The following is a 23037-nucleotide window of genomic DNA, read 5'->3' as shown; positions in this document are numbered from 1 at the left end:
TCATCTCGTTTCAAACCTTATGCGGGGATCGAGCCGCGCATAGACGAGATCGATCGCGATGTTCAGGACGAAGATGGCGATCGCCGTAACCAGCACCGTCGCCTGGATGAGCGCGAAATCGCGCCTCACGATCGCGTCGATCATGAGTTTACCGATGCCGGGCCAGCCGAAGATGGTCTCAACGACCACGGCGCCGTTGACGAGGCTTGCAGCAAGGTCGCCGGCGACGGTGATCACCGGGAGCAGCGAATTGCGCAGCGCGTGGCGGAAGACGATACGGGATCGGTTCACGCCCTTGGCACGCGCCGTCTTCACATAAGGGGAAGCGAGTGCGCTCATCATCGTGCCGCGAACGACCTGGACGAGGAGACCGAAGGGCCGCAATGTCAGAACGAAGATCGGCATGATCCAGTGCAGGGCCGTCCCCGTGCCCGAGGTCGGAAGCAGGCCTAGCCCGACCGAGAAGACAAGGATCGCGACGATAGCGACCCAGAAATCCGGAGCGCTGGCGCCGGCAAGCGACGCGGTGGTCGCGAGCTTGTCGAAGAGGCTACCCGGGCGAGCGGCGGCAAGCGATCCGACCACGACCGCAAGACAGAGCGAAAGAACAATCGCGATCGCGGCGAGCTTCAGCGTTTGCGGAAAGGCCTCGAGCGCGACCTCCATGGCCGGCCGGTTGCGGCTCAACGCGTCGCCGAAATCGAAACGCGCCAGATCGACGAGGTAGCGGCCGAATTGAACGACCAAGGGATCGTTAAAACCGTGCGCCTCCGAAAACGCCTGACGCTGCGCTTCGGACGAATCGAGCGGCAGATAGAGATAGGCCGGATCGCCCGTCAGCCTCGAAAGGAAGAAGACCAGGACCAGAAGTCCGATCACTGCGATCACGCTCTGGCCGGCGCGTCTGAGAATGAAAGCGAACACGGCGTTTCCTTTCCACCGCAAACAGGGACGGCGCCGCGACGTGGGACACGCCGCGGCGAAAGGTCGGGTTCGTCAGTCCTTGAAGTGAATCTCGGAGAGCGCGATCTCGCTGTTCGTTTTGAGATCCGGCTTCCAGTCGAGGCGCGAGCCGACGCGGACATATCCGATCATGTGGTACATCGGCACGTCTGCAACGATCTCGTCGTGCACCTTTGCGAAGACCTCCTGGAAGAGCTTTTCGCGCTCGTCGCCGGTCGCAGCCATGGCTTTCTTGAGGACGGCATCGAGATCCTTGTCTGCGATCGTCGAATATTGCCCCTCGCTCAGATACATGACCGGCGCGGTGAACCCGGCATCGCCGGTATTGTTGTCGTGCTGCTGCTGGAACAGGGTCGGGCCGCGCCCTTCGGGAAAAGGCTTGTCGAGATAGCGTACCCAGTCTGCCGCCTCGAGCTGGCGTATCGAAACGTTGAGCCCGATTTCCTGCCACATGGACCGGATCGCTTCCAGGCTTTCAGCCGAATTCGGGAAAAAGCCGTTGCGCCCGATCAGCACGATCTCCTTGTCGACCGGAGCGCCGTCGGCCTTGGCCTGCTCGACCAGCTTCATCGCCTCTTCGGGATTGTAGGTCCATGGCTTGATATCGGGATTGTGTCCGCGCACGCCCGGAACGACCATTTGCGACGCCCTGAGCACATCCTTGCCGAACAGCGCTTCGCCCATCCCGTCCCAGTCGATGGCCATGTTCAGGGCCTTGCGGATACGAACGTCGTCGAGCGGTGGGATTTGCGCATCGATCCGCATGCGTGTCGTCTCGGAATTCAGATAGGCGAAGTCCGACTCTGCATTGGTCGCGTCCTGTACCGCGATGGACGGAGTCATATCCGCTTCACCGGATTCGACCATGGCCGCGCGGATAGCCGACTCGCTGCGCCAGACATAGGTTGCACGCGTGACGTCCGGCTTGGCACCCCAGTAGGCATCGTGACGCTTCAGCACGATCTGTTCATTGGACTTGCTTTCGACCACATAGGGGCCCGTGCCGACGGGATCGTTGCTTTCCTTGTCGAAGGGCATGTTCGGCGAGACGATCTGGACGGTGCCGAGCAGTGTCGGCATGATCGGCACCGGGCTGTCGGAGGAAATCTCCACCGTCTGCGCGTCGACCGCCTTCGGCGTCAGCTTGACGTCGCCGAATTTGGAGCGGCTGTCGCAGGTGATGTTCGGATTCATCAGGCGATTGATGGACTTGACCACCGCTTCGGCATTGAACTCCACGCCATCCTGGAACTTGACGCCGCTCTTGAGATGCACGCGCCAGGTAAGATCGTCCACCTGCTCCCATTTTTCCGCGAGCCAGGGGCCAACGGTGCCTTTCTCCGTATCGATGACGGTCAGGGTCTCGGTGATGTTGGAATTGATGATGCGGCCGATATCCGACCGGATGGAGCGACAGGGATCGAGATTGGCCGGCTGCTCCGGCAATACGATCTTCACTTCCCCTTCGGCTGCGATGGCGGCGCCAGCGAGCAGCGTCGCTGCAAATAGCGCCAAGGCGCCGGTACAATAGCGGATGATCATTTCTCTCTCCTCCTCGATGGTCTTCCAGACGCCTTTGCGCGGCGACCGTTCACACGGCCTTATTGCTCCTCCGCACCGCATTCACATTAAAGCACTAATGTATTAGTTAGCATACATCAATCTGTCAACTCACGCTAAGGCGCTTACCGACGGCTTCCCCGCGCGCCTCAGGCAATCGGCCTCGGCAACCTGCAAGGCCTTCACCGCGACGCCGACCGGACCAAGTTTTTCAGCATTAAGATTGGAGATCATCGGCATCAGCGGCCCCGTATCTGCAATACCTGCCAGCCGCATCCCATCATGGAGGACCTGAAGGCCCCCGAGCTCCGCGCGAACTTTCTCGAACTCCAGGAACGGCCGGCTGAGTTCAAAGGCTTCTGCGCCGCGTCCTGCCTTGTAGAGCCTTAGAAGTTCCATCGCCGCCGACGGGGCAATGCAGACGGCCCCCGAGGTATAGGTCGTCAGGCTGCGGCCGCCGAGGTGATCGTGAATTGGCGTTTCGCCCATGCCGCTCGCCATCCGATCTTTTCCAATCGCCGCGATGATGGCGTCGAGATAGGCATCCTGTGCAGGATCGGGGCGCTCCACCGCATATTTGACGAAGTCGACCGCGCCTTCCGAGACGAGCCGGCCAAGCTCGTCCGGATCGACGTAGTTCTCCCGCTTAAGATATAATACGAGGCCATGGCCCAGGACCGCCGCAAGGCGGCGTACGCCATTGGCGACACCGGCCGGATCCGCCGGAAACTGCGTGGGCAGGAGCATCACATTCCTCAAACCCAGATCGCGGGCGATCGGCGCCTGCGCCAGGGCTTTTCCGAAGTCCGGACCGATCGACGTTATGATACGGGTTTCGGGCGAAGCGGCAGCGATCACCGCCTGCATTCCCGCCCGATAGTCCTCCAGACCGAAGTGGTAGAGATTGGCATTTCCGCCATAGAGTAGGATACCCACTCCGCCTTCCTCTATGTGGCGGATGATCGCGGCGTTGGCGTCGGCGTTCACCGTAAGGTCCGCGTTCAACGCGATGGGCGGAACCGCAACCACCGAAGCTGCGTAATCACGGGCATCAAGTCTGATTTGCATGAGAACCTCCTCCATAAGTCGGTTTTCATTACAACATCGTCTTGGATTTGTAAAATATAATTACTTATCAGGAGTCGATTGTTCCGTCCGTCATCCGTCGGCGCGCTTTGATGATATGCGTCTCCATCGCCACACGCGCCCATGCGGCATCTTTCGTGCGGATCGCTTCGACAATCTCGGCATGTTCGGCGATGACCCGGCGGGCGCGTGCCTGCGAGCCGGAACGGGTGAGCGCCAGCGAGACATTCATGAAACTCGTCAGCGAGACCTCCGGCCCCTCCAGCGCCTTGGCGAAGAATTCGTTTCCGGTTGCTTCGCAGATCGCAAGATGGAAACGCCTGTCGCTTTCAGGCAGGAAAGCCCCTCTGCCGACCTCATGGGCGAAGGTTTCATGGGCTTCGACGATGGCGGCAAGCTGCTTTTCCGTGCGCCGCTCCGCAGCCAGTGCGGCCGCCTGGCCTTCCACATGGAAGCGGAGCTCCTGATATCGAAGGAAGCGCGAGATATCCTCCAGGTCGGCGAGTTCCGGAAGAGTTTGCGAAGGCCGGCTGAGGACATAGGTGCCGCTGCCGCGCCGCGCTTCAACAAGGCCGTCGACTCTCAGACGCGCCAGTGCTTCCCGGACGACCGGCCGCGAAACGCCGAAACGTTCGGCCAACTCGTTCTCGGTCGGCAGCCGCGCGCCCGGTTGAAAAACTCCATTCAATATGTCGTGCAGGATGCGCCCATAGACCTGATCGGCATAGCTCGAAGGGCGGGCTTCCGCTAGGCTTTCGAGAATGAGCGGCTTCTCGGGCACGGCGATCCTTCCTATCCTGCCGGGGCCGCCGTCGCGGTCCCTTCACACTGACACATTAATGCATTATTACAGGATCGGGAACTGTTCTGGAGGAATGGATTTTTGATATCGGAAGCTCCGACAGCCAAACATCGAACCGGCCTTGATCGCACCCGGCAGATTGCACCGCAAATTGTCGAATATCTTCGCGAGAAGATCCTCGCGCTGGAACTTGCTCCCGGTACGGCGCTCTCACGCGTCGAACTGCAGAACCAGTTCGGGCTCAGCCAGACGCCGGTGCGTGACGCGCTCATGCGGCTGGAGGAAGAAGGTCTCGTCACCGTCTATCCGCAATATGCGACGCTGGTCTCCAAAATCGACATCAACCTGGCGCGTCAGACCCATCTCATGCGGCGCGCCGTCGAGCAGGAAGCCGTCTTCAACCTTGCGGAAAACGCAAACAGACGGCAGATCGCTGATCGCCTGCGAACCGCGAACACGAACCTGAAGGCGCTGGCCTCGAAGGAGTTTGCCGATTTTCTCGCCGCCGACCGTGCATTCCACTTTATAATATTCGACGAAGCCGGGCTGGAGCATATCTGGCCGATCATCCGCCGCCACAGCGGCCATATCGATCGCCTGCGGCGCCTCAATCTCGTCAATGTCGGCACCAAACGGGTCGTGGATACCCATGACATGATCATCGAAGGAATCGAAAAGGGCGCGCCCGTGGACGCGGCTCAAGCGATGAAGACCCATCTCTCCGGCACATTGTCGATGATCGACGACATCGCGGCGCGTTATCCGGATTATATAGAACTGGGGTAAGAAGCCCGGGAGCCGGGCGGAGCAACGAACGGCCGGATCTCTTCTCGCAGCCGTGTTTCAGATGCCAGCCGGATTTCTCCGGCCGGCATCTTGCAGGTCAGGCGAGGTGATGGCGTTCCTGGAGACCATAGACGGGTGTCGATATGCCCTCGCAGCGCGCTTTCAACTGCAGCGACAGATATTGCGAATAATGCCGCGACTGATGCAGGTTTCCGCCGTGGAACCAGAGCGCCTCCTGCTGCGTCGGCTTCCACATGTTTCGCTGCTCGCCCTCCCAGGGGCCCGGGTCCTTCGGCGTATCGGAGCCGAGGCCCCAGACCTTGCCGACCTTGTCCGCGACTTCCCTGGAGATGAGGTCGGCTGCCCAGCCATTCATCGAGCCGTAGCCTGTAGCATAGACGACGAGATCGGCCGGAAGCACTGTGCCGTCCTTGAGCACCACGGAATCCTCCGTCAGATGGCTGACGTCAGAACCGGATTTCAGCTTGATGCTGCCGTCGATCACGAGATCGCAGGCGCCGACGTCGATATAGTAGCCGGATCCGCGACGCAGATACTTCATGAAAAGGCCGGATCCGTCCGCGCCCCAGTCGAGCATGAAGCCGGCCTTTTCGAGATCGGCATAGAACTTGGCGTCCCGCTCGCGCATCTTCTCGTATAGCGGGATCTGGAACTCGTGCATGATCCGGTAGGGCAGCGAAGCAAAGATCAGATCAGCCTTGCGCGTCGTCATGCCGGCGGCAAGCGCCCGCTCGGAATAAAGGTCTCCAAGCCCGATCTCCATCAGCGTATCCGCTGCACCATCGTCACATCCGCGCCCCCTTCCCAGAGCGCGGCGCAGATATCGTGCGCGGAATTGTTGGAGCCGATGACGACGACCCTCTTCTCACGATATGCATCGGGACCGGGATGCTGAGAGGAATGCTGCTGCTCGCCCTTGAAGATATCCTGGCCCCTCAGCTTCGGGACGTTCGGCTTGCCCGACATGCCGGTCGCCAGAACGAGCTGCTTCGGCCGGAGGACGACCTCCTCCCCATCGCGCTCGACGACGACCGTCCATTCCTTCGTTACATCGTCATACCGTGCTGATTTGCAGGTGGTCGAACTCCAGTAATTGAGTTCCATCACTTTGGTATACATCTCCAGCCAGTCGCCGATCTTGTCTTTCGGGGCGAATACCGGCCAGTTCTCCGGGAAGGGGATATAGGGGAGATGGTCGTACCAGACCGGATCGTGCAGGCAGAGCGACTTGTAGCGCTTCCGCCAGCTGTCGCCGGGCCGCTCGTTCTTCTCGATAATGATGGCCGGAACGCCGAGCTGCCTGAGGCGCGCGCCGAGTGCTATTCCGCCCTGACCTCCGCCGATGATGACGACGTAGGGTTGGCTTGTATAACCGAGTTCGGCCGCTTCGGTTTCGCGCTTTTCCTTCCATGTCTTGCGGCTCGGGTCATGGCCGTGCTCGGCGCCGAGCGGACGTCTGGCTCCCCTTGGCTCCTCGTGTCCTTTAAGCTCCGTCATCGTCGTCAGAAGCGTCCAGATCAGGCCGTTCTTGAGGCGGATATGGCCGTGGCCGCGCGCCACCTCCGTTTCGAATTCGAACCATCCTTCGGTGACACCGTCTGCGTCACCAGGCCGTTCCATCTCGTCCTGGCGCAGCCGCGCCGGCTTGATCGCGGCAAGCTGGCTCGTCAGCATATCGCGGATCTGGTCCTGCCCCTCCATGGTTTTGAGATTCCAGGTGAAGGCAACCAGATCGCGCCAGTAGCAATCGGCCTGGAACAGGTTGACGGCGGCATCGATGTCGCCACGTTCGAGGGCTCTTCCGAGTTTGGCGAGCACAATGTCGATGCGGGTGCCGGGACTTTCTTCAAGCATGGGTATCCTCCTCTTCGCTTGGTTGACGCGCGGGCGGCTCCTCGACTGCCCGCACCGGATCTACGCGTTCAGTTCGTGAGGTCGATCAGGATCTTCAGGTGCCTGCCACCCGGATCGAGAAGCGCATCGAAGCCGTCCGCCACGGCCCGATCGAGACCAATACGACCGGTGACGACCTGTTTTGCGGGCAAATGTCCTGAGGCTATCAAGCGGATCACACGCGGCCAGTAGTGTGTCGGGTAGGCCCAGGAGCCGCGCAGATCGATGTCCTTGAACGTGACCTGAAACCAGTCGATCGGGTTCTCGTGCGGATGCAGCCCGGTCTGAACCACGACACCCTGCTTGCGCACGGCGTCGACGCAGCCCTTGAGCGCGTGCTCGTTTCCGACGCATTCGATAGCGACGTCGCACCCGACTTTGCCCTCCGTAGCCGCGCGCACCACATCGCCCGGGTTGCTCCGACCCGGATTGATCGGGGTTATGTCCGGAAGAATGGATGAAGCGAATTCAAGGCGGGCGTCGTTGATGTCGGAGACGAAGAGCTGCGCAGCACCGGCCGCGCGTGCGGCAAGAAGGGTCAGGACTCCGATCGGCCCGGCACCGGTCACGAGCACGCTGCTGCCCGCCGTGACCCCGCCCCGGTCGCAAGCGTAGACGGCGACCGCGCTCGGCTCGACAAGCGCCGCCTCCTCGTCGCTCATCTCTTCGGGAATCTTCTCGACATTGTATTCGTTGAGAAGGGCGTATTCCGCCATGCCTCCCCACGCCCAGCTCAGACCGGCAAGGGCCAGATCGGTACTCAGGTGGAAGAGGCCGCGATCGGCGAAGAAGTCGCCGGCGCGCGGCATGATCAGCGGCTGCACGGATACCCGGTCGCCGGCACGGACCGAAGTCACACCCTCACCGACGGCCTCCACCACACCGCCGAACTCGTGGCCAAGGACCTGTGGGCCATGGGCGCCGGTAAACGGATGTGGTTCCTTTGGAACGAAAATCGGACCGTAGGCATATTCGTGCAGGTCCGTTCCGCAGATTCCGACGAAGCGGTTGCGGACCAGCACCTGCCCCGCTGCGGGTTCGCCCGGCGCCTGAATGTCCTCGATCCTGAGATCCCTTGCCGCATGAAATCTGAGCGCTCGCATGTTTCCTCCCGATGACTGTGGTGTCCGGGCAGCGAGTTGCAATGGCCGTGCCAATTGCCTGGAGATGAGGAAATGCAATGTAATCAATGCCGGCGATGACTGGCCTTGTTGCAGTCAGTGGTTCGAGCGCCACAGCTGTGGCACCTGACCTGTTGCGCGGGCGCAACCGTGCTCAGCGCTTGAGGCTGTAGCGCTTGATCTGCCGGTGCACCGTCGAGCGATCGAGCCCCAGCCGGCGGGCGGTCTCGGAAATATTCCAGTCGCAAGTGGCGAGCATAAGGCTCAAGGCCGCCCCCGCCTCGCTTCCGCCGACGGTGTCCGCATTCACCAGGAGGTGGTCCGGCAGGTCGCCGATCTCCACGACGCCGTTCTCGGCGAGCGCTGCAGCCACGGCGACGACATTGTCGAGTTCGCGGATGTTTCCCGGCCAATCATGCGCCTTGAGCGCCGCGAGCGCGGCCTCCGACAATATCAACTCACCGTCGCCGTGCCGCTTCAGCAGCTGTTCGAGTATCCAGTCAAAGTCCGGCCGGTCCCTGAGCGCCGGAATCGAGAGGGTCGCGGCATTGAGCCGGTAATAGAGATCCTCGCGGAACGCCCCTTGCGCGACAAGCGTCTGCAGTGGCCGGTGCGATGCCGACACGACCCGGATCCGGACCTTTCGCGGCACGGTGCCGCCGACCGGCAGGACCTCGCCCTCGGCAAGTACGCGCAACAGCCTGCTTTGCAGGGCAAGCGGCATGTCGCCTATCTCGTCTAGGAAGAGCGTTCCTCCGTCCGCCTGCTCGATCAGGCCCTTGCGCCCCTTCGCCGAAGCGCCGGTAAAGGCGCCCGGCAGGTAGCCGAAAAGCTCGCTCTCGATCAATTGCTCGGGGATCGCCGCGCAGTTGATCGCGACGAACTGCCCCTTCAGACCGCTGCCCTCGTGGATAGCGCGCGCAAGATGCTCTTTGCCGGTCCCCGTCTCTCCCTGAACGAGGATCGGCAGCCCGGTACGCGCGAGCTTCGCGGCCCTTGCCTGCAGCGCGGCGATCACCGGCGCGTCGCCGCCGAGCCGCCGCAAGGCCGGCGGAATCTGCTCGCGCGAGACGACTGGCGCACGTACGGTCGAATGCGGCTCGATCGCATGGGCGAAGAGCGCATTTCCGTCGCGGGCGAAGACGAGGCGCTCCTGGGTCGGGCGGCGCCGGGTGAGGTCGGAAAGATCGTCGACCTCGATATCGAAGAAACGTGACACCGGCTCGCCGATCAGTTTCCGGGGATCGCGCCAGTCCAGCCCGGTCGAGCGTGCGAGTATTTTGGCTCCCCCATGCGTCATTCCGGCGATCCGGCCGAGGCCGTCGATCGAGATGGCCGCCTCCGGATCGACATCGAGAAATTCGGGTGAGCGCGAGAACCGCAGCACCCACTGGTTTCGCGCCTGCGCCATGAGGTTGGCAAGCTCTATGCGTCTCACGGTGGCGGTCACCAGATGCAGCGCGAGGTTCTGGCTGGCCTTGAGGATCGGCGAACTCAGCAGCGAGATATCCAGCACCGCGGAGAGTTCGCCCTTGTTGTCATAAATCGGTGCCGCCGTGCAGGAGAGCGGGGTGTGGGTATTGTCGAAATGGTCGGTCTGATGGATCGTCAGCGCCTCTCCCGTTTCCAGGCATGCGCCGACCGCACAGGTACCGGCGCGCCATTCGGACCACTCCGAGCCGAGATAAAGCCCGGCCTTTCGCAAGCTGTTGTTGAAGAGAGGGTCTCCAAGGAACTCCACGGTCACGCCTTCCCGGTCGGAGAGAAGCAGCACGTAGTTCTGCCCGGCAACCTGGCGGAACAGGTGCTCCAGCCCCGAGCGAGCGATGCCGATCAGGTCCTCCGATTGCTGCCGGTGTTCCTTGAGCCGGGTTTCAGGCACGATATAGGCTTCGCAACTCTGGGCCGGGTCGAGCCGGTGATGCTCGAGGCAGCGCATCCAGGATTTCACGACCGTTTCGTCGCGGCTGACCGGAAGGCCACGGCCAACGCGCTCAATTTCGCGGATATGTTCGGAATGTGAAAACACGACCGCCTCCCAACGGACACCTCGCTCCTCGCCTGAAGTGTGCGCATGGCGAGGCCGAATGTAAAGGAACCGGCCGTTTTTGGGCTCGGGTTACCTCATTCGGGAGCTTGTCACAGGGACAATGGACGAAATCGACGCATTCGGGCGCTCGCTCATCAGCTACGCCGTTTCAGTTGCGCGCGCGGCCCCCTCCAGCAGCCGGTCCACGATCATCCGGCCGATCGGAATCGCAGACGTTGCAGCCGGAGATGGCGCGTTGCAGACGTGAAGCATCCGTTCGGTCTCTTCGAAGAGGAAATCATGGACGAGGCTGCCGTCGGCCGTGACAGCCTGCGCGCGGATGCCAGATTGTGCACGGCTAAGGTCGGCGATCGTTAGCGGCGGACAGTATTTCCGGCACTCCTGCAGATAGCGGTATCGAGAGGCAGAGTTGGCAAATTCACGGATTGCCGAACGCCAGTTCCTGGCTGCCATTTTCCAGAAGCCGGGGAAAGCCGCCATGTCCGCCACATCGGCAAGAGCGAAGCTGCCCTTCGGATAACCTTCGCGCGCAAAGCCGAGCACGGCATTGGGCCCGACCGTCATCCCTCCTTCGATCGTCCGGGTGAGATGAATGCCGAGGAAGGGCAGGCCCGGGTCTGGAATGGGATAGATGAGGCGCCGGGTCAGAGCCGCCTTGGACGACGGAAGCACATAATATTCCCCCCGGAACGGAACGATCCGGTGGTGGATCGTCAGGCCAGCCATCAGAGCTATACGGTCGGACTGGAGGCCTGCGCAGGCGATCAGCTTGCGCGCGTCGAAGCGGCCGGAGGCACTTGCAACCCTCACACTGCCTGCCTCCTCCACGATGGCGGAGACCTCGGCCCCGCGCCTGATTTCGCCGCCCCGGGCTTCGATACGCGCTGCCATTGCCCGGCAGACCGCCGAATAGTCGACAATCCCGGTCGCATGGACGAGGAGCGCACCGAGGCCGGCGATATTCGGCTCGTCGGATCGCAATTGCGACATCGACAGGCGGCTGTATTCGATGCCGTTCCGGCGCGCCCTATCCTCGAGGCTCTCCATTCCTTCAATCTCGGCATCGTTCGTCGCCACCAGCAGTTTGCCGCAGGTTTCGAAAGGAATACCGTTTTCGGTGCAGAACGCCTTTGTCGCCTCCGCTCCCTCGCGGCACAGCGTCGCTTTCAGGGATCCCGGCGCATAATAAATCCCGGCATGGATCACGCCGCTGTTATGGCCCGTCTGATGACGCGCAAGCTCCGGCTCCTTTTCCAAGAGCAAGATCCTGGAGCCGGGCACTCTGTCCTGCAGCGCCATGGCCGTCGACAGGCCGACGATGCCGCCTCCTATGATGCAATAGTCGTACAATCCGCAACCCTCTCGACCGCCGAAGGCAGGCGGCCGTCGCTCTCTTGTCTAGACGATCTCACCGCTTCGTTGAAGTACGCTGCATGACAGTAGCGGCAAGGGTCCAGGCGGCCGACGCGGGCCGGTCAGAAGGCGCGCACACGCGGCAGAACCGATCTGCCAAAGACATCGATGAACTCAAGCTGATTGCGACCGACATTGTGAAGATATATCTCGTCGAAGCCGGCGGCGATATCCTCCTCGATCCAGGCGGCGTGCCGCCCCGGATCCGAGGAGATCCTGACATGCTTGTCGAGATCCTCGGGACGAACGCTCTTCGTGGCTGACTCGATTTCACCCGGCGTCCTCAGCGTCTCCGACTGACCGGGGCTGAGCACGTTGCTCCTCCACTGATCGAAAGCATTTTGCCGCGCCTCCTCGTCCGTCTGTGCATAGGAGACATGGACCTGAAGGCAGAGAGGCTTGCCGTCGCCGCCGCCGCGCCTGAAGGCCTCGGCAATGGCGGCAAGCTTTGTCGACGACTGATTGACGGTGATGAGACCGTCCGCCCATTCTCCGGCCGTTTCGGCCGTTTCAGGCGTTAGAGCCGCGGCGATCAGCGCCGGCGGGTGCTCGGCGAGCGTATAAAGGCGGGCCTCCGACACGGCAATGGGTGCTTGCCGGTTAACCGTCCGGCCGGCCCAAAGCTCGCGGATGACCTCGACCGCCTCGAGGAGTCTGGCCCTTCGCTCCGCCTTTTCGGGCCAGACCCCACCGACAGCCTGTTCGTTCAGCGCCTCCCCACTGCCCAACGCCAGCCAGGCAAGCCGCCGCGGGAACATCTGCGCAAGGGTTGCAGCTGCCTGCGCCGTTATCGCGGGGTGATAGCGCCAGCCGCAAGGAACCGTGACGAGGCCGAAGCTCTTCTCTGTCGCCTGTAGGGCGGCGCCGAGCCACGCCCAGGCAAAGCCGCTTTGCCCCTGCCGCTCGCTCCAGGGCGCGAGATGGTCGGACGACATGGTGCAATCGAAGCCGGCCTCTTCCGCCGCCCGCGCCCAGCCCAACAGGTCGAGCGGCGTAAATTGCTCGTGCGATGCGTGATAGCCGATCCTCGCCATTTCAGTCCTTCCTTCCCGAATGGAGCCAGGCATAGCCGAATGGGCCAAGACCCATCGTCAGATGCTGGCCGGAGAGCTCGACCTCGCCTTCGCCGAAAACATCCTTGAGCCTGGCGTCGATGGCGCCGGGCAGTTCGACTTCCGCCCGCCGCTTGGCCTCCGTTAGATTATGCAGCACGACGAACAGCTCGGTGCCGTCGGAATAGGCGAGCGCAAACAGCGCGGGATCCCGTGTATGCAGCACGATCGGCCGGCCCCTTTGAAAAAGCTTGTGACTGCGCCGCATCAGGATCATCGCCCGGACGCGGTTGAGGAGCGACCGGGGGTCCTCTCGCTGTGCTTCGACATTGATCCGCTTGAAGGCGAAGGGTCCGTCGGTCACGATTGGCTGTATGAGCCTGGCGCGCTGGGCCGTGGAAAAGCCGGCATTGGCGCCAGCGTTCCACTGCATGGGGACGCGGACGGGCTCACGGCCCGGGCGGGAAGGGTCTTCGCCCATGCCTATTTCGTCGCCGTAGAGGACAAGGGGCACGCCCGGAGAAGAAAGAAGCAGGCTGAACGCCAGTTCCAATCTCGTCTGGTTTCCCTCGAGCATCGGTGCGAGCCGACGCCTGATGCCGCGTCCGTAGATCCGCATCTCCTCGTCCGGAGCGAAGGCGGCAAAGGTCTCCTGCTGGATGTCTTCCGGCAGGCGGTCGAGGTTGAGCTCGTCGAGATTGCGAAGGAAATTGACCCAGCCTCGATGGGGAGGCGGCTCCGGCATTATCGAAAGCGCCTGACCTATGAGATCGGCCTTCTGCCGCGCGAGGCTTGCCGCGAAAGACGCGCTCAGAACGAAGTTGAACAGAAGATCGAGTTTCCCTTCACCGAAATAGGGGCGCAGCTTTTCAGGCGAGAGGTCCGCCTCGCCGAGCAGAAGACCATCCCGGCGTCTGCCTTCGACCAGCTCACGCATCTCCCGCAGGAAGCCATGAGGATCCCTGGGATCAGCGTGTTCTATGCCCGTCTCGCCGATGACGAAGGGCGCGGCATCAACCCGGAAGCCGTCGACGCCCAATGTCAGCCAGTAATCGACCACGCGGAGCAATTCGTCGCGCACCGCCGGATTGGCGATGTTCAGGTCCGGCTGGAAGTGGCGAAACTTGTGAAAATAATAGGCCTGGGCGAGCTCGTCATACGTCCAGACGCTGCTTTCCTCACCGGGAAATGCCGTCTTGTTGTCCGGAGCGACCGGCGGCGGGCTGGCGGACCAGACATAGTAATCGCGGAAGCGGCACCTCGCATCCCGCCGTGCGGCCTGAAACCACGGATGCTCGCTCGATGTGTGGTTGGCGACGAGATCGATGATGACGCGAATACCGTGTTCGCCGGCAGCGTGCAGAAAGTTCAGGAAGTCGTCCAGCGTCCCGAGCGCAGGATCGACAGAGTAATAGTCGCTGACGTCGTAACCATTGTCGGCGAAGGGGGACCTGAAGAAGGGCGACAGCCAGACGCAGTCGATGCCGAGGTGGCTCAGATAGACTACCCGCTCCCTCAGTCCGATGAAGTCGCCGATCCCGTCGCCGTTTCCGTCAGCGAACCTTCGCACGTCGATTCCATAGATGACCGAGCTTGTGAACCACGGCGCCTCATTCATCATCGGCTCCCTTGCAAGTTCCGCGCCGCATAAGCCGCCGTCGCAATCGTACTGCGTGATCCCGTGCCACTGTCGAGCCGGGTAAACTGCACGACGACGGGAACGTCAGCCTCTATGACCGCTCCGAAATCGACGTCCAGCGGCAGCGCCTCGGGAAAGATCAGATCATTGAAGCGGATGCGGCGTACCCGCCGAGCGGCAATCTCCACATCATACGGTCCGACAACGGGGCGATCCGCATAGTGGATCTGAATGCGCAGCCGGGCCGGGCTGTCGGAACAGTTGAGAACCGCGATCTCGTCGCGGCTGGTGAATTCGGGCTCCATGCCGTTACTCCCCAAGGGGATGTGCCCCCCGGCTATCGTCCATCGCCTTTTTCCGATCGCCTCCATGCACCCTCTTAGCACCCGAGAAGTCTGCGCAAATAAGGCGTTAGAAACCGCCCCTCCGGGTCCAGCTCCTGCCGAAGGGCAAGAAAACGATCCCACATCGGGTAGAGGGCCTTGAGTTCGGTCGCGCGAAGACTGTGCTTTTTCGCCCAGTGCGGCCGGCCGCCATGGTCCCGCATCACCGGTTCGAGGTCGAGAAAGAAGTCCCAATAGGGCAGCGTCGCGTTCTGATGGAGCGATATGCTCACAGAGTCCCGGCCATAGGCTTCGCTCAGCCAGGTGTCGTCACGCTTGATGTAACGGTAGAGCACGCGCCAGCCGACCGAGCGGCGCCATTTTTCCTTGATGCGCGTGCGCAGCTTTCTCATGCAATCCGGTCCGGCCTCGGCCGGCATGGAATATTCCATTTCCTCGAAGCGATAAGGAAGATCGCTGTGCTGCGGAATGACCTCGTGCGGCGGCCCGGTCTCGTCCTTCGCCAGCCGGGCGAAGGCGCCATAAGTCTTTTCCTCGCCCGGCGGGTTGAGGCAACGGATCTTCACCTCATCGGAGCGGGGATACCAATAGAAGTCGAAGTTCCGATTTTCCCGGGAAAGCCGATCGAGTGCCTCCATGCAGGGCTCGAAGCCAAGGCACCATTCCTGACGGCGGAGATCGTGCAAGGGTTCGAGCTGGAGAGTGGCTGAGGTGAGAATGCCGAGCGTCCCGAAGGAAACACGCAAGGCTCGCACGAAATCCAGGTCCTCTTCGACGCCGAAGGTGGTGATCTCTCCCCGGGCGGTGACCAGGCGGCCGCCGACAAGCATCATCGAAAGGTTGGGGAAGTTTCGTCCGGAGCCATGCGTGCCGGTTCCGATCGCGCCCCCGACGGTCTGGGTTGCGACGTCGCCGAAATTTGAGAGCGTCATGCCCGCCGACTGCAGCTCCTTGCTAAGCTCCGTCAGTTGTGAGCCGGCACCGACCGCGGCTCGGTGACATCGAGAGTCATGCTCATGCAGACCACAGATATTGGCCAGAGAAACCAGGACATCGTCCGTGACGTAAATCTCGCTCGAAGAATGTGCCGAGCCCACCGGCCGTATGGTTCGGCCCTGCCTGCCGGCCGCGCGCACGAGCGCTGCCACGGCCTCTTCATGCTCCGGCACCTCCAGACGCGCTGGACGAAAGCGCAGACCGCCCGACCAGTTGTGGCAATCCTGGTCCAGGTTTTTTGAGGTTGCACTCCAGGGTGTGTTTGCCATGCTAATCCTGGCAGTAGGCGATCGTGCTCAAGAGAGCGTGGGAAGGCTGCCGGGAATCGAGCCGGGTCTGTTGCACCACGACCGGCGTGTCGGCTTCGATCAGCGACGCATAGGGCGTATCCCGCGGCACGGGCTCCGGATCATCGAGATCGTTGAAGCGAAGATGTACGGTCCGCCGAGCGGCGACGGTAAACCGGAACGGGCCCGCCGGCTCCCTGTCCGAAAAAAACAATGTGATCTCGACCTTCGCCGGCGTGTCCCCGGTATTCAGGACACAGGCGCTCTCATGGGAGACGAGCGCGGGATCGTCGCTCGCGCTCGATGAAGGAATATAGCCGTCGGCGATTGCCCATCGCCTGCTGCCAATAGCATGCGTCATTCTCAAATCCTCAAAAACAAACGCTTCCGGTCGAACCTAAGAAGGCGAGCTTTGTTCCATCGGCGGGCCACCGAGGCGCGTCGCCACAAGCGCCTACGGTATGCGCCTACGGTATCCCTGGCAGGTCACCGGTATTGGCGTCCGGCGCCGCTTCATGTGGTGCCTGCGGCTCCTCCTCGGTGACTTTCCTGCCTGCGGAGGAATGCCTGAGGTTTTCTTCGATTTTCTCATGTCCCGGCGTTTGCGGAAGCGCGGCACGGAAATTGCGGGCGTAGTCCTCGGGCATTTTGGGCGGCATCAGCGGCTCGTAGCGATCGACCAGCGCCTGAATGACGACCGGTCCTTCGGCTGCGAATGCCTGATCCAGAACCCCGTCTATTTCGTCGAAGGACCGGATCGTGAAGCCTCGGCCGCCCATGGCTTCTGCCGCAGCGGCGAAGTCGATCGGCGGCAGCTCGCAGGCGAATTGCGGATTGCCCAGGAACATCATCTGTTCCCAGGCGATCTGGTTCAGCATGTCGTTACGGATCACCAGGAGCTTCAAAGGAATCTCATAGCGGACGGCCGTGGCGAATTCTCCGAGCTGCATGGCGAAGCCGCCATCGCCCACCACCGCGTAGATGGGACGGGCGGGCATGGCGATGCCAGCCGCGATCGCGTAAGGGAGACCCGAGGCCATGGATGCGAGTGCGCCCGATACCGCAAACATATGGTCGGCACCGAGATCCACATGGCGGGCCGCAAGTTCGGTGTTTTGTCCGGAATCTGTGACGACGATGCCGTTTGCCGCGATGCGCCTGCCAAACGCGCCGACCGCGGCCTGCGGCTTCAGGGGAGAACTCCTGTCGCCCTCCATGGCACGCAATTCACGCCGCCAGTTTCGCGTTTTCTCTTGCGCCTGTTCGAGAAACGTCCGGTCTGCTTTGCGCTGAAGCCGTTCATTGAGCATGCGAAGGGTCTCTCCCGCCGCGCCGACAAGCCCGACTTCGACCGGATAGCGAAGCCCGATGCGCTGCGGGTCATGATCGATCTGGATTCCGGTGGCTGCGTGGGGCTTCGGATAGTATTCGATATAGGGGAAGGTCGAACCGACGATCAGCAGCGTGTCGCATTGCTGCATGATCTCCTGCGACGGTACCGTTCCCAGAATTCCGATGCCTCCGGTGGTGAACGGGTCGTCGTCGGGCAGCACGGCCTTTCCGAGCAGGGCTTTTGCCACCGGCGCGCCCAACAGGTCCGCCGTCTCGCGCAAAAGCCCCTTTGCCTCGAGCGCGCCGCGACCGGCAAGAATCGCAACCTTCCTGCCCGCATTCAGAAGGTCCGCCGCGCGCAGAATATCGTCTTCGCGCGGCACCAGCCTGCCTTCGAAAAAGCGGCTCGGCATGTGCCCTTCGCGGTTGCGGCGGGACCGCCCACCGCCGGCCATACGCTCTTGCACGTCGTTGGCGATCGAAAGATGCGCGACCCCGCGCTTCGAGAGGGCCGACCGGCAGGCGAGGTTTGCGAGATTTTCCATGTGGGCGGCATCGTTCACCTGAGCATTGTAGACGGCGACGTTTTCGAAGACGCGGGTGAGATCGACGTCCTGCTGCGAAAAAGTCTCTATCAGGTCATGATACTGCATGCCGGTGATCGCCAGCACCGGCATCTGATCGAGCTTCGCATCGTAGAGGCCGGTCAGGAGGTTCGTTCCGCCCGGACCCGAAGTGGCAAGACAAACGCCGAGCCTGCCCGTGAACTTGGCATAGGCGCACGCCATGAAGGCAGCGGACTGCTCGTGGCGCACGGAGACGAAGCGGATGCGGTCCTGCCGCCGCCTCAGCGCCTCCATGATACCGTTGATGCCGTCTCCCGGCAGGCCGAAGACCACTTCGACCTTCCATTCGATAAGCGTCTCTATGAGAATGTCGGAAGCATTCGGCATGTCTATTCCTCCTCCGGCCAGCGAGAGCGCGATTTTGCGGGTGATGGGTTGAAGGCTCGGGGCCTTCTAATCCCCTCCGCCGGGGAATTGTTCCGCCATGGCGGTGCTGCACCGCGAGAGCCCTGGGAAGCTTTATTCGGCAGCTATGCTGTTGCTGGAACAAATCACGGTTGAAAGGGATTCATTTCCAATCGGAATGCACGGGATAGGAAGCTTGGACTGGAAAAACGCGCTCACCGGAAATACGGCCGGCCGATTGCGACGGGCAAGCCGGCCGATTATCAAGGAGGCCGAAAATGTCTGGCGCAGCGCGCCCGCACGACATCTCTCGTTCCTCGTGGATGCAGCAGCCTATTATGCCTGTCTCGACACCATGTTCGAGGAAGCGGAAGAGCAGCTGTGGATCACCGGCTGGGACTTCGATCCGCGCATCAAGCTCAGGCCGGAAGACCCGCATGCGGAATCCCTTGGAAGCACGCTTGAGCGGCTGGCTGCGCAGAAGCCCGACCTGAAAATCCGCATTCTCATTTGGGCGATGGGCCCCATTTATTCGGGAAAGTCGCTCAGGCTTTTCCGCAAGCAGCAATGGGCAGCGCATCCGCAGATCGAGCTCCGCTTCGCGAGCCATCGCGCGCTGCGAGGGTCGCATCATCAGAAGCTCGTCTGCATCGATGACAGGATCGCCTTCGCGGGGGGCATCGACCTGACGGCGCGCCGCTGGGACACGCCGGAACACGCGGCAGAGAACGAGTTGCGTCGAGATCCGGACGGCAAGCCTTATGACCCGGTGCATGACATCCAGGCGATTGTCGAAGGCGAGGCGAGCCGCGCGATCGGTGATCTCTGCCGCGCCCGCTGGACAGCCTCCACCGGCGAAGAAGTCGAAGCTCCGCGTGCGAAGGCATCAAAAGGCGCGCGCACATGGCCATGGCCCAACGGCACCGTGCCGATCCTCGAAAATTGCCCGGTCGCAATCGCCCGGACCGAGCCCGGCTCCGGCAAAAAGCGCGCCCGCCGGGAAGCATTGCGGCTGACGCTTGACGCCTTGCGCAGCGCGCGTCGCCACATCTATATCGAAAACCAGTATTTCGCGTCCGGAAGGATAGGGCAGCTGCTCTGCGACCGGCTGCAGGAGCCGGACGGCCCGGAAGTGGTGATCATCACGACCCGAAGCTCGCATGGGCTGCTGGAACGCATCGTCATGGGCGGCAACCGCGACCGTCTCATTCGACGGCTCACACAGGCTGACCGTTACGGCAGGCTCAGGGTTGCCTATCCGGCCGTTCCCGCCCCCGACGGATCCGAGCAGGAGGTGATGATCCATTCCAAGGTGGTCGCGATCGACGACCGCTTTTTCCGGGTCGGTTCGTCGAACTTCAACCACCGCTCGGAAAGCCTCGACACCGAATGCGATGTTGCCGTGGAAGCCGCCAATGAAGGACACCGCGCGGCAATTGCCAAAATACGCAATGGCCTGATCGCAGAACATCTCGACGTCCATGCGGACGCCTTCGCAGAGGCCCTGAGGGAAACGAGCTCCCTCATAGCCGCCATAGACAGGTTGAACACGCGCCCGCGCGGCATACGCAGCTTTGACGGAATCGACAATGGCGGCGCGACCGATCTGGTCTGGGGAACGGAGATCATCGATCCGCAGCGGCCGATCCGGCCCTTTTATCGCACGCACAAGCTGCTCAGGCGCTGGGTCGGTCAGCTTTTCGCCTTGCTCGCGAGGCTCTTATCGTCGTCGCGACGGGCAGCGAGCTCCGCAACGGACAGCGATATCAAGCCCAGCGGCAGCGGCAGGAAGAAATAGATCGCCCGAAAGGCGATGAGAGCGCCCAGACTCGCCGAACTGCCGAGCAGAAATGCAATCGTCGCTTCCAGGACGCCGATTCCACCGGGAACGTGACTGACGATCGCAGTCACCCCGGCACCGACATAGGCCATTGCCGTGTCGATGAAACTCACCTCTTCAAAAGCGCTGAGCAGCTGATGCAGGGATGCGCTGACGCAGAGGAAGTTGGCCACACCGACGATCACCTGCAAGGTGGCGATCTTCACCGAGGGCATTTCGAAGCTCCAGCGGAAGATGCGGACCGAACCGCGCAACAAACACGCAAGCAGTACATAGCTGGCCGCTGTTGCGATGCAGGCAGCGCCGAGCAGAAATGCGCCGCTCGTGGACAACCCGGTAAGCCGCGCGGCGTCCGCCGGCACCGCCACAAAGCAAAGCCCGGCCAATGCGATAAGCCCGAGGCCCACTGTGACCCCACAAAAGAGAATGACTTTCGCAATCTCTTCGGCGCTCAAGCCCCAGCGCGAATAGAAACGATACCGGATGGCACCGCTGCTCAGGGCCGCGCCGCCGACATTATGGCCGATCGAAAGGCTGGTGAACGAAGCGATGGCGATTTGCGGATAGGGGAGCTTTCGCCCGACATAGCGAATGGCGAGAGTGTCGAACAGCGTCAGGCAGAAATAGGAAAGAAAGACGAAACCGATGCCTGCAAAGAGATGCCGGCCAGGAATCCGCATGATCGAACCGACGATCTCATTGAAACTATGCTGGCTAAGCGTTCGATAGATCAGCCAGCCCGCCACCGCGATACCCGCCGCTATGAACAGCCTCGCTAGTATTTTCCTGGACATCGGCACTCCCTTGCGCACTCACCGGAACGAAATGCAGGCGCTGCGTGTTCCCGAAAGCGATGCGACAGCGGATACGTTTCCTCACCTATAACGTCCACAGCTGCTTCGGCACCGACCGCAAGCTCGATCCCGCGCGCATCGCCGCCGTGATCGCGGAATGCCGGCCCGACGTGATTGCCTTGCAGGAAGTCGACGTCGGCCGCGCCCGCACCGGTGGAATAGACCAGGCACACATGATCGCCACGCATCTCAGCATGGACGCTCAGTTCCATCCGGCACTCCACCTCGAGGATGAGAAATATGGCGATGCCGTGCTGACGGCTTTGCCCATGCGGTTGATCAGGGCTGCTCCACTGCCCTCGTCCGGCGAACCGCGAGGCGCGCTATGGGTGGAAATTGACGCGGCCGGCGTCAAACTGCAGGTGATCGTGACGCATCTCGGACTGCGCGGTGCCGAGCGCTTGCGCCAGGCAACGGCCCTGCTGGGCCCGGGATGGCTCGGGGCAATGGAGCAGGGAAAAACCCGCTTGATTCTGGCAGGAGATCTCAATGCAACCGGGCGTTCCGCCTCCTACAGGCTCCTCGCCCGGCAGCTCAAGGACGTACAGCTCCTCACTGGCAATAAGCCCCGGCCCACTTTTCCTTCCCGGTTGCCGCTGCTGCGTATCGACCACGTGCTGATAGGCGACTGCATTGAAGTGGTTTCCTGCCAGGTACACAGCAGCGCCCTGGCGCGAAGCGCCTCGGACCATCTTCCGCTCCTGACCGAACTAGACGTCCTCGCGTAGGCGAGATCGGCCTATCCGCCTGAGCTGTTGGTGATGGCGGGCCGCATGCCGCACGAAAACGCCGCGGACCTTCCGGGTGCGCGGCGCCGGCACTTCCGCCGAAGCGTTCGCGGCAAAGGCTGTTCAATGCTTGGCCGTCACGTCTCGCTGATCCCGCTCCAGGAACCTGCGGGTGATCTCGCCGGCGTGCTCGCCCAGCCAGTCCGCCATCGCGATTTCCTGCTGCAAGATGCTCTCGCAGACCCGCTTCGTCTCCTGATCACCCGCCTGTTCGGCCGCGGCAATGAGAATTTTATAACTCGCGATTTCCATGTGCTCGAATGTGTAACTGGCCAGCGAGCCCTTGACCACTTCGTCACTGACAAACAGACCGCTCAGGCCTTGTCCGAAAGCCATGATCTTGCCGCTGATATCCTTGATGCTCGAGGTTCCGCCGTCCAGGCGCTCGAGGCAGCGTTCGAGCATCGCCGCCTGGTCCCGCGTCTCCTGCAGGTGACGGTCGATCCTGGATTTCAGTTCGGGATAGTTTTCCAGCCGGCCGGATTGGCTGGTCAGCATCGTGATCGCCTGCTCTTCCATCGCGTGCGCATCCCTGAGCCAAGCCACAAGGTGTTCGTTCGCAGTAGCCATCTGATGTTCCTTTCTTTTTCGCGCGTGCTCCAACCGGCAGTTTGCGGAATTGTTCCTGCGGGACCGCCCCGCCGCGGCCAGTCGACGGCTGCGGAACAATTCCAGGGCTTGATGATTTGAGACCGGAAACCGCAGGTTCTCTGGTTCGGTCTCGGCAATGGGTCGGAAGGGTGCACATGTCGAAAATCGTGGCTGCAGCAGTGATCGTAGGCCTGGTACTAATCGCGGGGCTTTGGATGATGTTTCCCCTCGACCAACCGGCCGAACCGGGGCAGCCTCCTCCGCATGCTATCGACCAATCGGAATGAATCCGGAACGGACGTTTGAAAATGACGCGAGAAATCCAGGAAAAACTCAAGATCTACCGGCTGTCGCCCCTGGCCGAGCCCGACGATCCGAACTGGCAGAACGCCAGTTACCAGGGCGAAGTCGTCGTTGCCGCGAGATCAAGCGGCGACGCCCGGATCGTCGCCTCGGAGGCGGAACTCGACTTTCTGGAGATCGACGCCAAGCCGGCCGAAGGCGTTACAACCGACATGGCCAGCGCCTTTCGCAGCGAAAAGCTCTATACAGTCGTTGAGGAAGGGCCGGCTCCGGAAGGCACAGAACGCGGCGTGCTCGATGGCGTGGTCGGTGTCGACAACATCGTTTCGACGCAGCTTTAGGCCG

General features: G+C 62.0%; 19 protein-coding genes and 1 pseudogene. 4 read left to right on the top strand and 16 right to left on the bottom strand.

From position 1 onward, the window contains the following. From FB009_RS02895 to FB009_RS02880, 4 genes are all read right to left on the bottom strand, one after another. On the bottom strand, nt 1–924 hold the full coding sequence (locus FB009_RS02895; RefSeq protein WP_011969658.1) for an ABC transporter permease: 924 nt from the start codon (nt 922–924) through the stop codon (nt 1–3). A 72-nt stretch (nt 925–996) separates the two neighbouring features. Next, the gene (locus tag FB009_RS02890; RefSeq protein ID WP_011969659.1) at nt 997–2505 is read right to left on the bottom strand and encodes an ABC transporter substrate-binding protein; all 1509 of its coding nucleotides are present in this window, start codon (nt 2503–2505) and stop codon (nt 997–999) included. Nucleotides 2506–2634: 129 nt separating this feature from the next. Then, the gene (locus FB009_RS02885) at nt 2635–3606 is read right to left on the bottom strand and encodes a dihydrodipicolinate synthase family protein (RefSeq protein WP_018210117.1); all 972 of its coding nucleotides are present in this window, start codon (nt 3604–3606) and stop codon (nt 2635–2637) included. Nucleotides 3607–3658: 52 nt separating this feature from the next. Continuing rightward, nucleotides 3659–4390, bottom strand: a complete 732-nt coding sequence (locus FB009_RS02880) for a FadR/GntR family transcriptional regulator (protein ID WP_011969661.1) — start codon at nt 4388–4390, stop codon at nt 3659–3661. 102 nt (nt 4391–4492) lie between these two features. Here FB009_RS02880 and FB009_RS02875 point away from each other — a divergent pair, with 102 nt between their 5' ends. Next, complete coding sequence (locus FB009_RS02875) at nt 4493–5197, top strand: GntR family transcriptional regulator (protein WP_018210116.1); 705 nt, start codon at nt 4493–4495, stop codon at nt 5195–5197. Between the two features lie 97 nt (nt 5198–5294). On the opposite strand, the pseudogene FB009_RS02870 reads toward FB009_RS02875, so the two are convergent. The 10 genes and pseudogenes from FB009_RS02870 to FB009_RS02825 all read right to left on the bottom strand — a co-directional run bounded on the left by FB009_RS02870 (nt 5295) and on the right by FB009_RS02825 (nt 18298). After that, nucleotides 5295–7072 (bottom strand): annotated as a pseudogene (locus tag FB009_RS02870) (NAD(P)-binding domain-containing protein). Nucleotides 7073–7140: 68 nt separating this feature from the next. Beyond that, nucleotides 7141–8214: a 2,3-butanediol dehydrogenase gene (locus FB009_RS02865; RefSeq protein ID WP_011969664.1), complete on the bottom strand. Its 1074-nt coding sequence runs from the start codon at nt 8212–8214 to the stop codon at nt 7141–7143. A 172-nt stretch (nt 8215–8386) separates the two neighbouring features. After that, the gene (locus FB009_RS02860; RefSeq protein ID WP_011969665.1) at nt 8387–10261 is read right to left on the bottom strand and encodes a sigma-54-dependent Fis family transcriptional regulator; all 1875 of its coding nucleotides are present in this window, start codon (nt 10259–10261) and stop codon (nt 8387–8389) included. A gap of 159 nt (nt 10262–10420) precedes the next feature. Then, nucleotides 10421–11632 carry an L-2-hydroxyglutarate oxidase gene (lhgO, locus tag FB009_RS02855; RefSeq protein ID WP_127581253.1) on the bottom strand — a complete coding sequence of 404 codons (1212 nt, stop codon included), beginning with the start codon at nt 11630–11632 and terminating at the stop codon, nt 10421–10423. A 125-nt stretch (nt 11633–11757) separates the two neighbouring features. Continuing rightward, entirely contained in the window at nt 11758–12729 is a 972-nt protein-coding gene (locus FB009_RS02850; RefSeq protein ID WP_011969667.1) for a TIGR03885 family FMN-dependent LLM class oxidoreductase, read from the bottom strand. A 1-nt stretch (nt 12730) separates the two neighbouring features. Next, the gene (locus FB009_RS02845; RefSeq protein ID WP_011969668.1) at nt 12731–14365 is read right to left on the bottom strand and encodes an alpha-amylase family protein; all 1635 of its coding nucleotides are present in this window, start codon (nt 14363–14365) and stop codon (nt 12731–12733) included. Next, entirely contained in the window at nt 14365–14757 is a 393-nt protein-coding gene (locus FB009_RS02840; RefSeq protein ID WP_011969669.1) for a sensory rhodopsin transducer, read from the bottom strand. Before FB009_RS02840 ends, FB009_RS02845 begins: the two co-directional genes overlap by 1 nt. A gap of 8 nt (nt 14758–14765) precedes the next feature. Then, the gene (locus FB009_RS02835) at nt 14766–15995 is read right to left on the bottom strand and encodes a D-arabinono-1,4-lactone oxidase (RefSeq protein ID WP_011969670.1); all 1230 of its coding nucleotides are present in this window, start codon (nt 15993–15995) and stop codon (nt 14766–14768) included. 1 nt (nt 15996) lies between these two features. Then, complete coding sequence (locus FB009_RS02830; protein WP_011969671.1) at nt 15997–16374, bottom strand: sensory rhodopsin transducer; 378 nt, start codon at nt 16372–16374, stop codon at nt 15997–15999. Between the two features lie 106 nt (nt 16375–16480). Continuing rightward, the gene (locus FB009_RS02825; protein ID WP_011969672.1) at nt 16481–18298 is read right to left on the bottom strand and encodes a thiamine pyrophosphate-dependent enzyme; all 1818 of its coding nucleotides are present in this window, start codon (nt 18296–18298) and stop codon (nt 16481–16483) included. Between the two features lie 145 nt (nt 18299–18443). Here FB009_RS02825 and FB009_RS02820 point away from each other — a divergent pair, with 145 nt between their 5' ends. Further along, nucleotides 18444–20114, top strand: a complete 1671-nt coding sequence (locus tag FB009_RS02820; protein ID WP_033042440.1) for a phospholipase D-like domain-containing protein — start codon at nt 18444–18446, stop codon at nt 20112–20114. Here FB009_RS02820 and FB009_RS02815 read toward each other — a convergent pair. Next, nucleotides 20009–20950: a putative bifunctional lysylphosphatidylglycerol flippase/synthetase gene (locus FB009_RS02815; RefSeq protein ID WP_018210112.1), complete on the bottom strand. Its 942-nt coding sequence runs from the start codon at nt 20948–20950 to the stop codon at nt 20009–20011. The genes FB009_RS02820 and FB009_RS02815 overlap by 106 nt on opposite strands. A 59-nt stretch (nt 20951–21009) precedes the next feature. Here FB009_RS02815 and FB009_RS02810 point away from each other — a divergent pair, with 59 nt between their 5' ends. Beyond that, a complete protein-coding gene (locus tag FB009_RS02810) occupies nt 21010–21738 on the top strand; it encodes an endonuclease/exonuclease/phosphatase family protein (protein WP_011969675.1) in 729 nt (242 codons plus the stop codon). A gap of 123 nt (nt 21739–21861) precedes the next feature. On the opposite strand, the gene FB009_RS02805 is transcribed toward FB009_RS02810, so the two are convergent. Continuing rightward, nucleotides 21862–22368, bottom strand: a complete 507-nt coding sequence (locus FB009_RS02805; protein WP_011969676.1) for a ferritin-like domain-containing protein — start codon at nt 22366–22368, stop codon at nt 21862–21864. 341 nt (nt 22369–22709) lie between these two features. On the opposite strand from FB009_RS02805, the gene FB009_RS02800 reads away from it, so the two are divergent. Beyond that, the gene (locus FB009_RS02800) at nt 22710–23033 is read left to right on the top strand and encodes a hypothetical protein (RefSeq protein WP_024311083.1); all 324 of its coding nucleotides are present in this window, start codon (nt 22710–22712) and stop codon (nt 23031–23033) included. Nucleotides 23034–23037 lie beyond the last annotated feature (4 nt).

It is taken from the genome of Sinorhizobium medicae (assembly GCF_007827695.1).
Taxonomy (GTDB): domain Bacteria; phylum Pseudomonadota; class Alphaproteobacteria; order Rhizobiales; family Rhizobiaceae; genus Sinorhizobium; species Sinorhizobium medicae.
The sequence above is the reverse complement of the archived record's forward strand: the minus strand, read 5'-3'. Positions and strand labels throughout refer to the sequence as shown.

What these genes read in the sequence shown, in the direction of transcription:
- FB009_RS02815 (WP_018210112.1), bottom strand. Translation starts at nt 20,950, where the DNA reads ATGTCCAGGAAAATACTAGCGAGGCTGTTCATAGCGGCGGGTATCGCG.
- FB009_RS02810 (WP_011969675.1), top strand. Translation starts at nt 21,010, where the DNA reads ATGCGACAGCGGATACGTTTCCTCACCTATAACGTCCACAGCTGCTTC.
- FB009_RS02845 (WP_011969668.1), bottom strand. Translation starts at nt 14,365, where the DNA reads ATGAATGAGGCGCCGTGGTTCACAAGCTCGGTCATCTATGGAATCGAC.
- FB009_RS02820 (WP_033042440.1), top strand. Translation starts at nt 18,444, where the DNA reads ATGCTGTTGCTGGAACAAATCACGGTTGAAAGGGATTCATTTCCAATC.
- FB009_RS02805 (WP_011969676.1), bottom strand. Translation starts at nt 22,368, where the DNA reads ATGGCTACTGCGAACGAACACCTTGTGGCTTGGCTCAGGGATGCGCAC.
- FB009_RS02865 (WP_011969664.1), bottom strand. Translation starts at nt 8,214, where the DNA reads ATGCGAGCGCTCAGATTTCATGCGGCAAGGGATCTCAGGATCGAGGAC.
- FB009_RS02835 (WP_011969670.1), bottom strand. Translation starts at nt 15,995, where the DNA reads ATGGCAAACACACCCTGGAGTGCAACCTCAAAAAACCTGGACCAGGAT.
- FB009_RS02850 (WP_011969667.1), bottom strand. Translation starts at nt 12,729, where the DNA reads ATGGCGAGGATCGGCTATCACGCATCGCACGAGCAATTTACGCCGCTC.
- FB009_RS02825 (WP_011969672.1), bottom strand. Translation starts at nt 18,298, where the DNA reads ATGCCGAATGCTTCCGACATTCTCATAGAGACGCTTATCGAATGGAAG.
- FB009_RS02830 (WP_011969671.1), bottom strand. Translation starts at nt 16,374, where the DNA reads ATGACGCATGCTATTGGCAGCAGGCGATGGGCAATCGCCGACGGCTAT.
- FB009_RS02840 (WP_011969669.1), bottom strand. Translation starts at nt 14,757, where the DNA reads ATGGAGGCGATCGGAAAAAGGCGATGGACGATAGCCGGGGGGCACATC.
- FB009_RS02885 (WP_018210117.1), bottom strand. Translation starts at nt 3,606, where the DNA reads ATGGAGGAGGTTCTCATGCAAATCAGACTTGATGCCCGTGATTACGCA.
- FB009_RS02890 (WP_011969659.1), bottom strand. Translation starts at nt 2,505, where the DNA reads ATGATCATCCGCTATTGTACCGGCGCCTTGGCGCTATTTGCAGCGACG.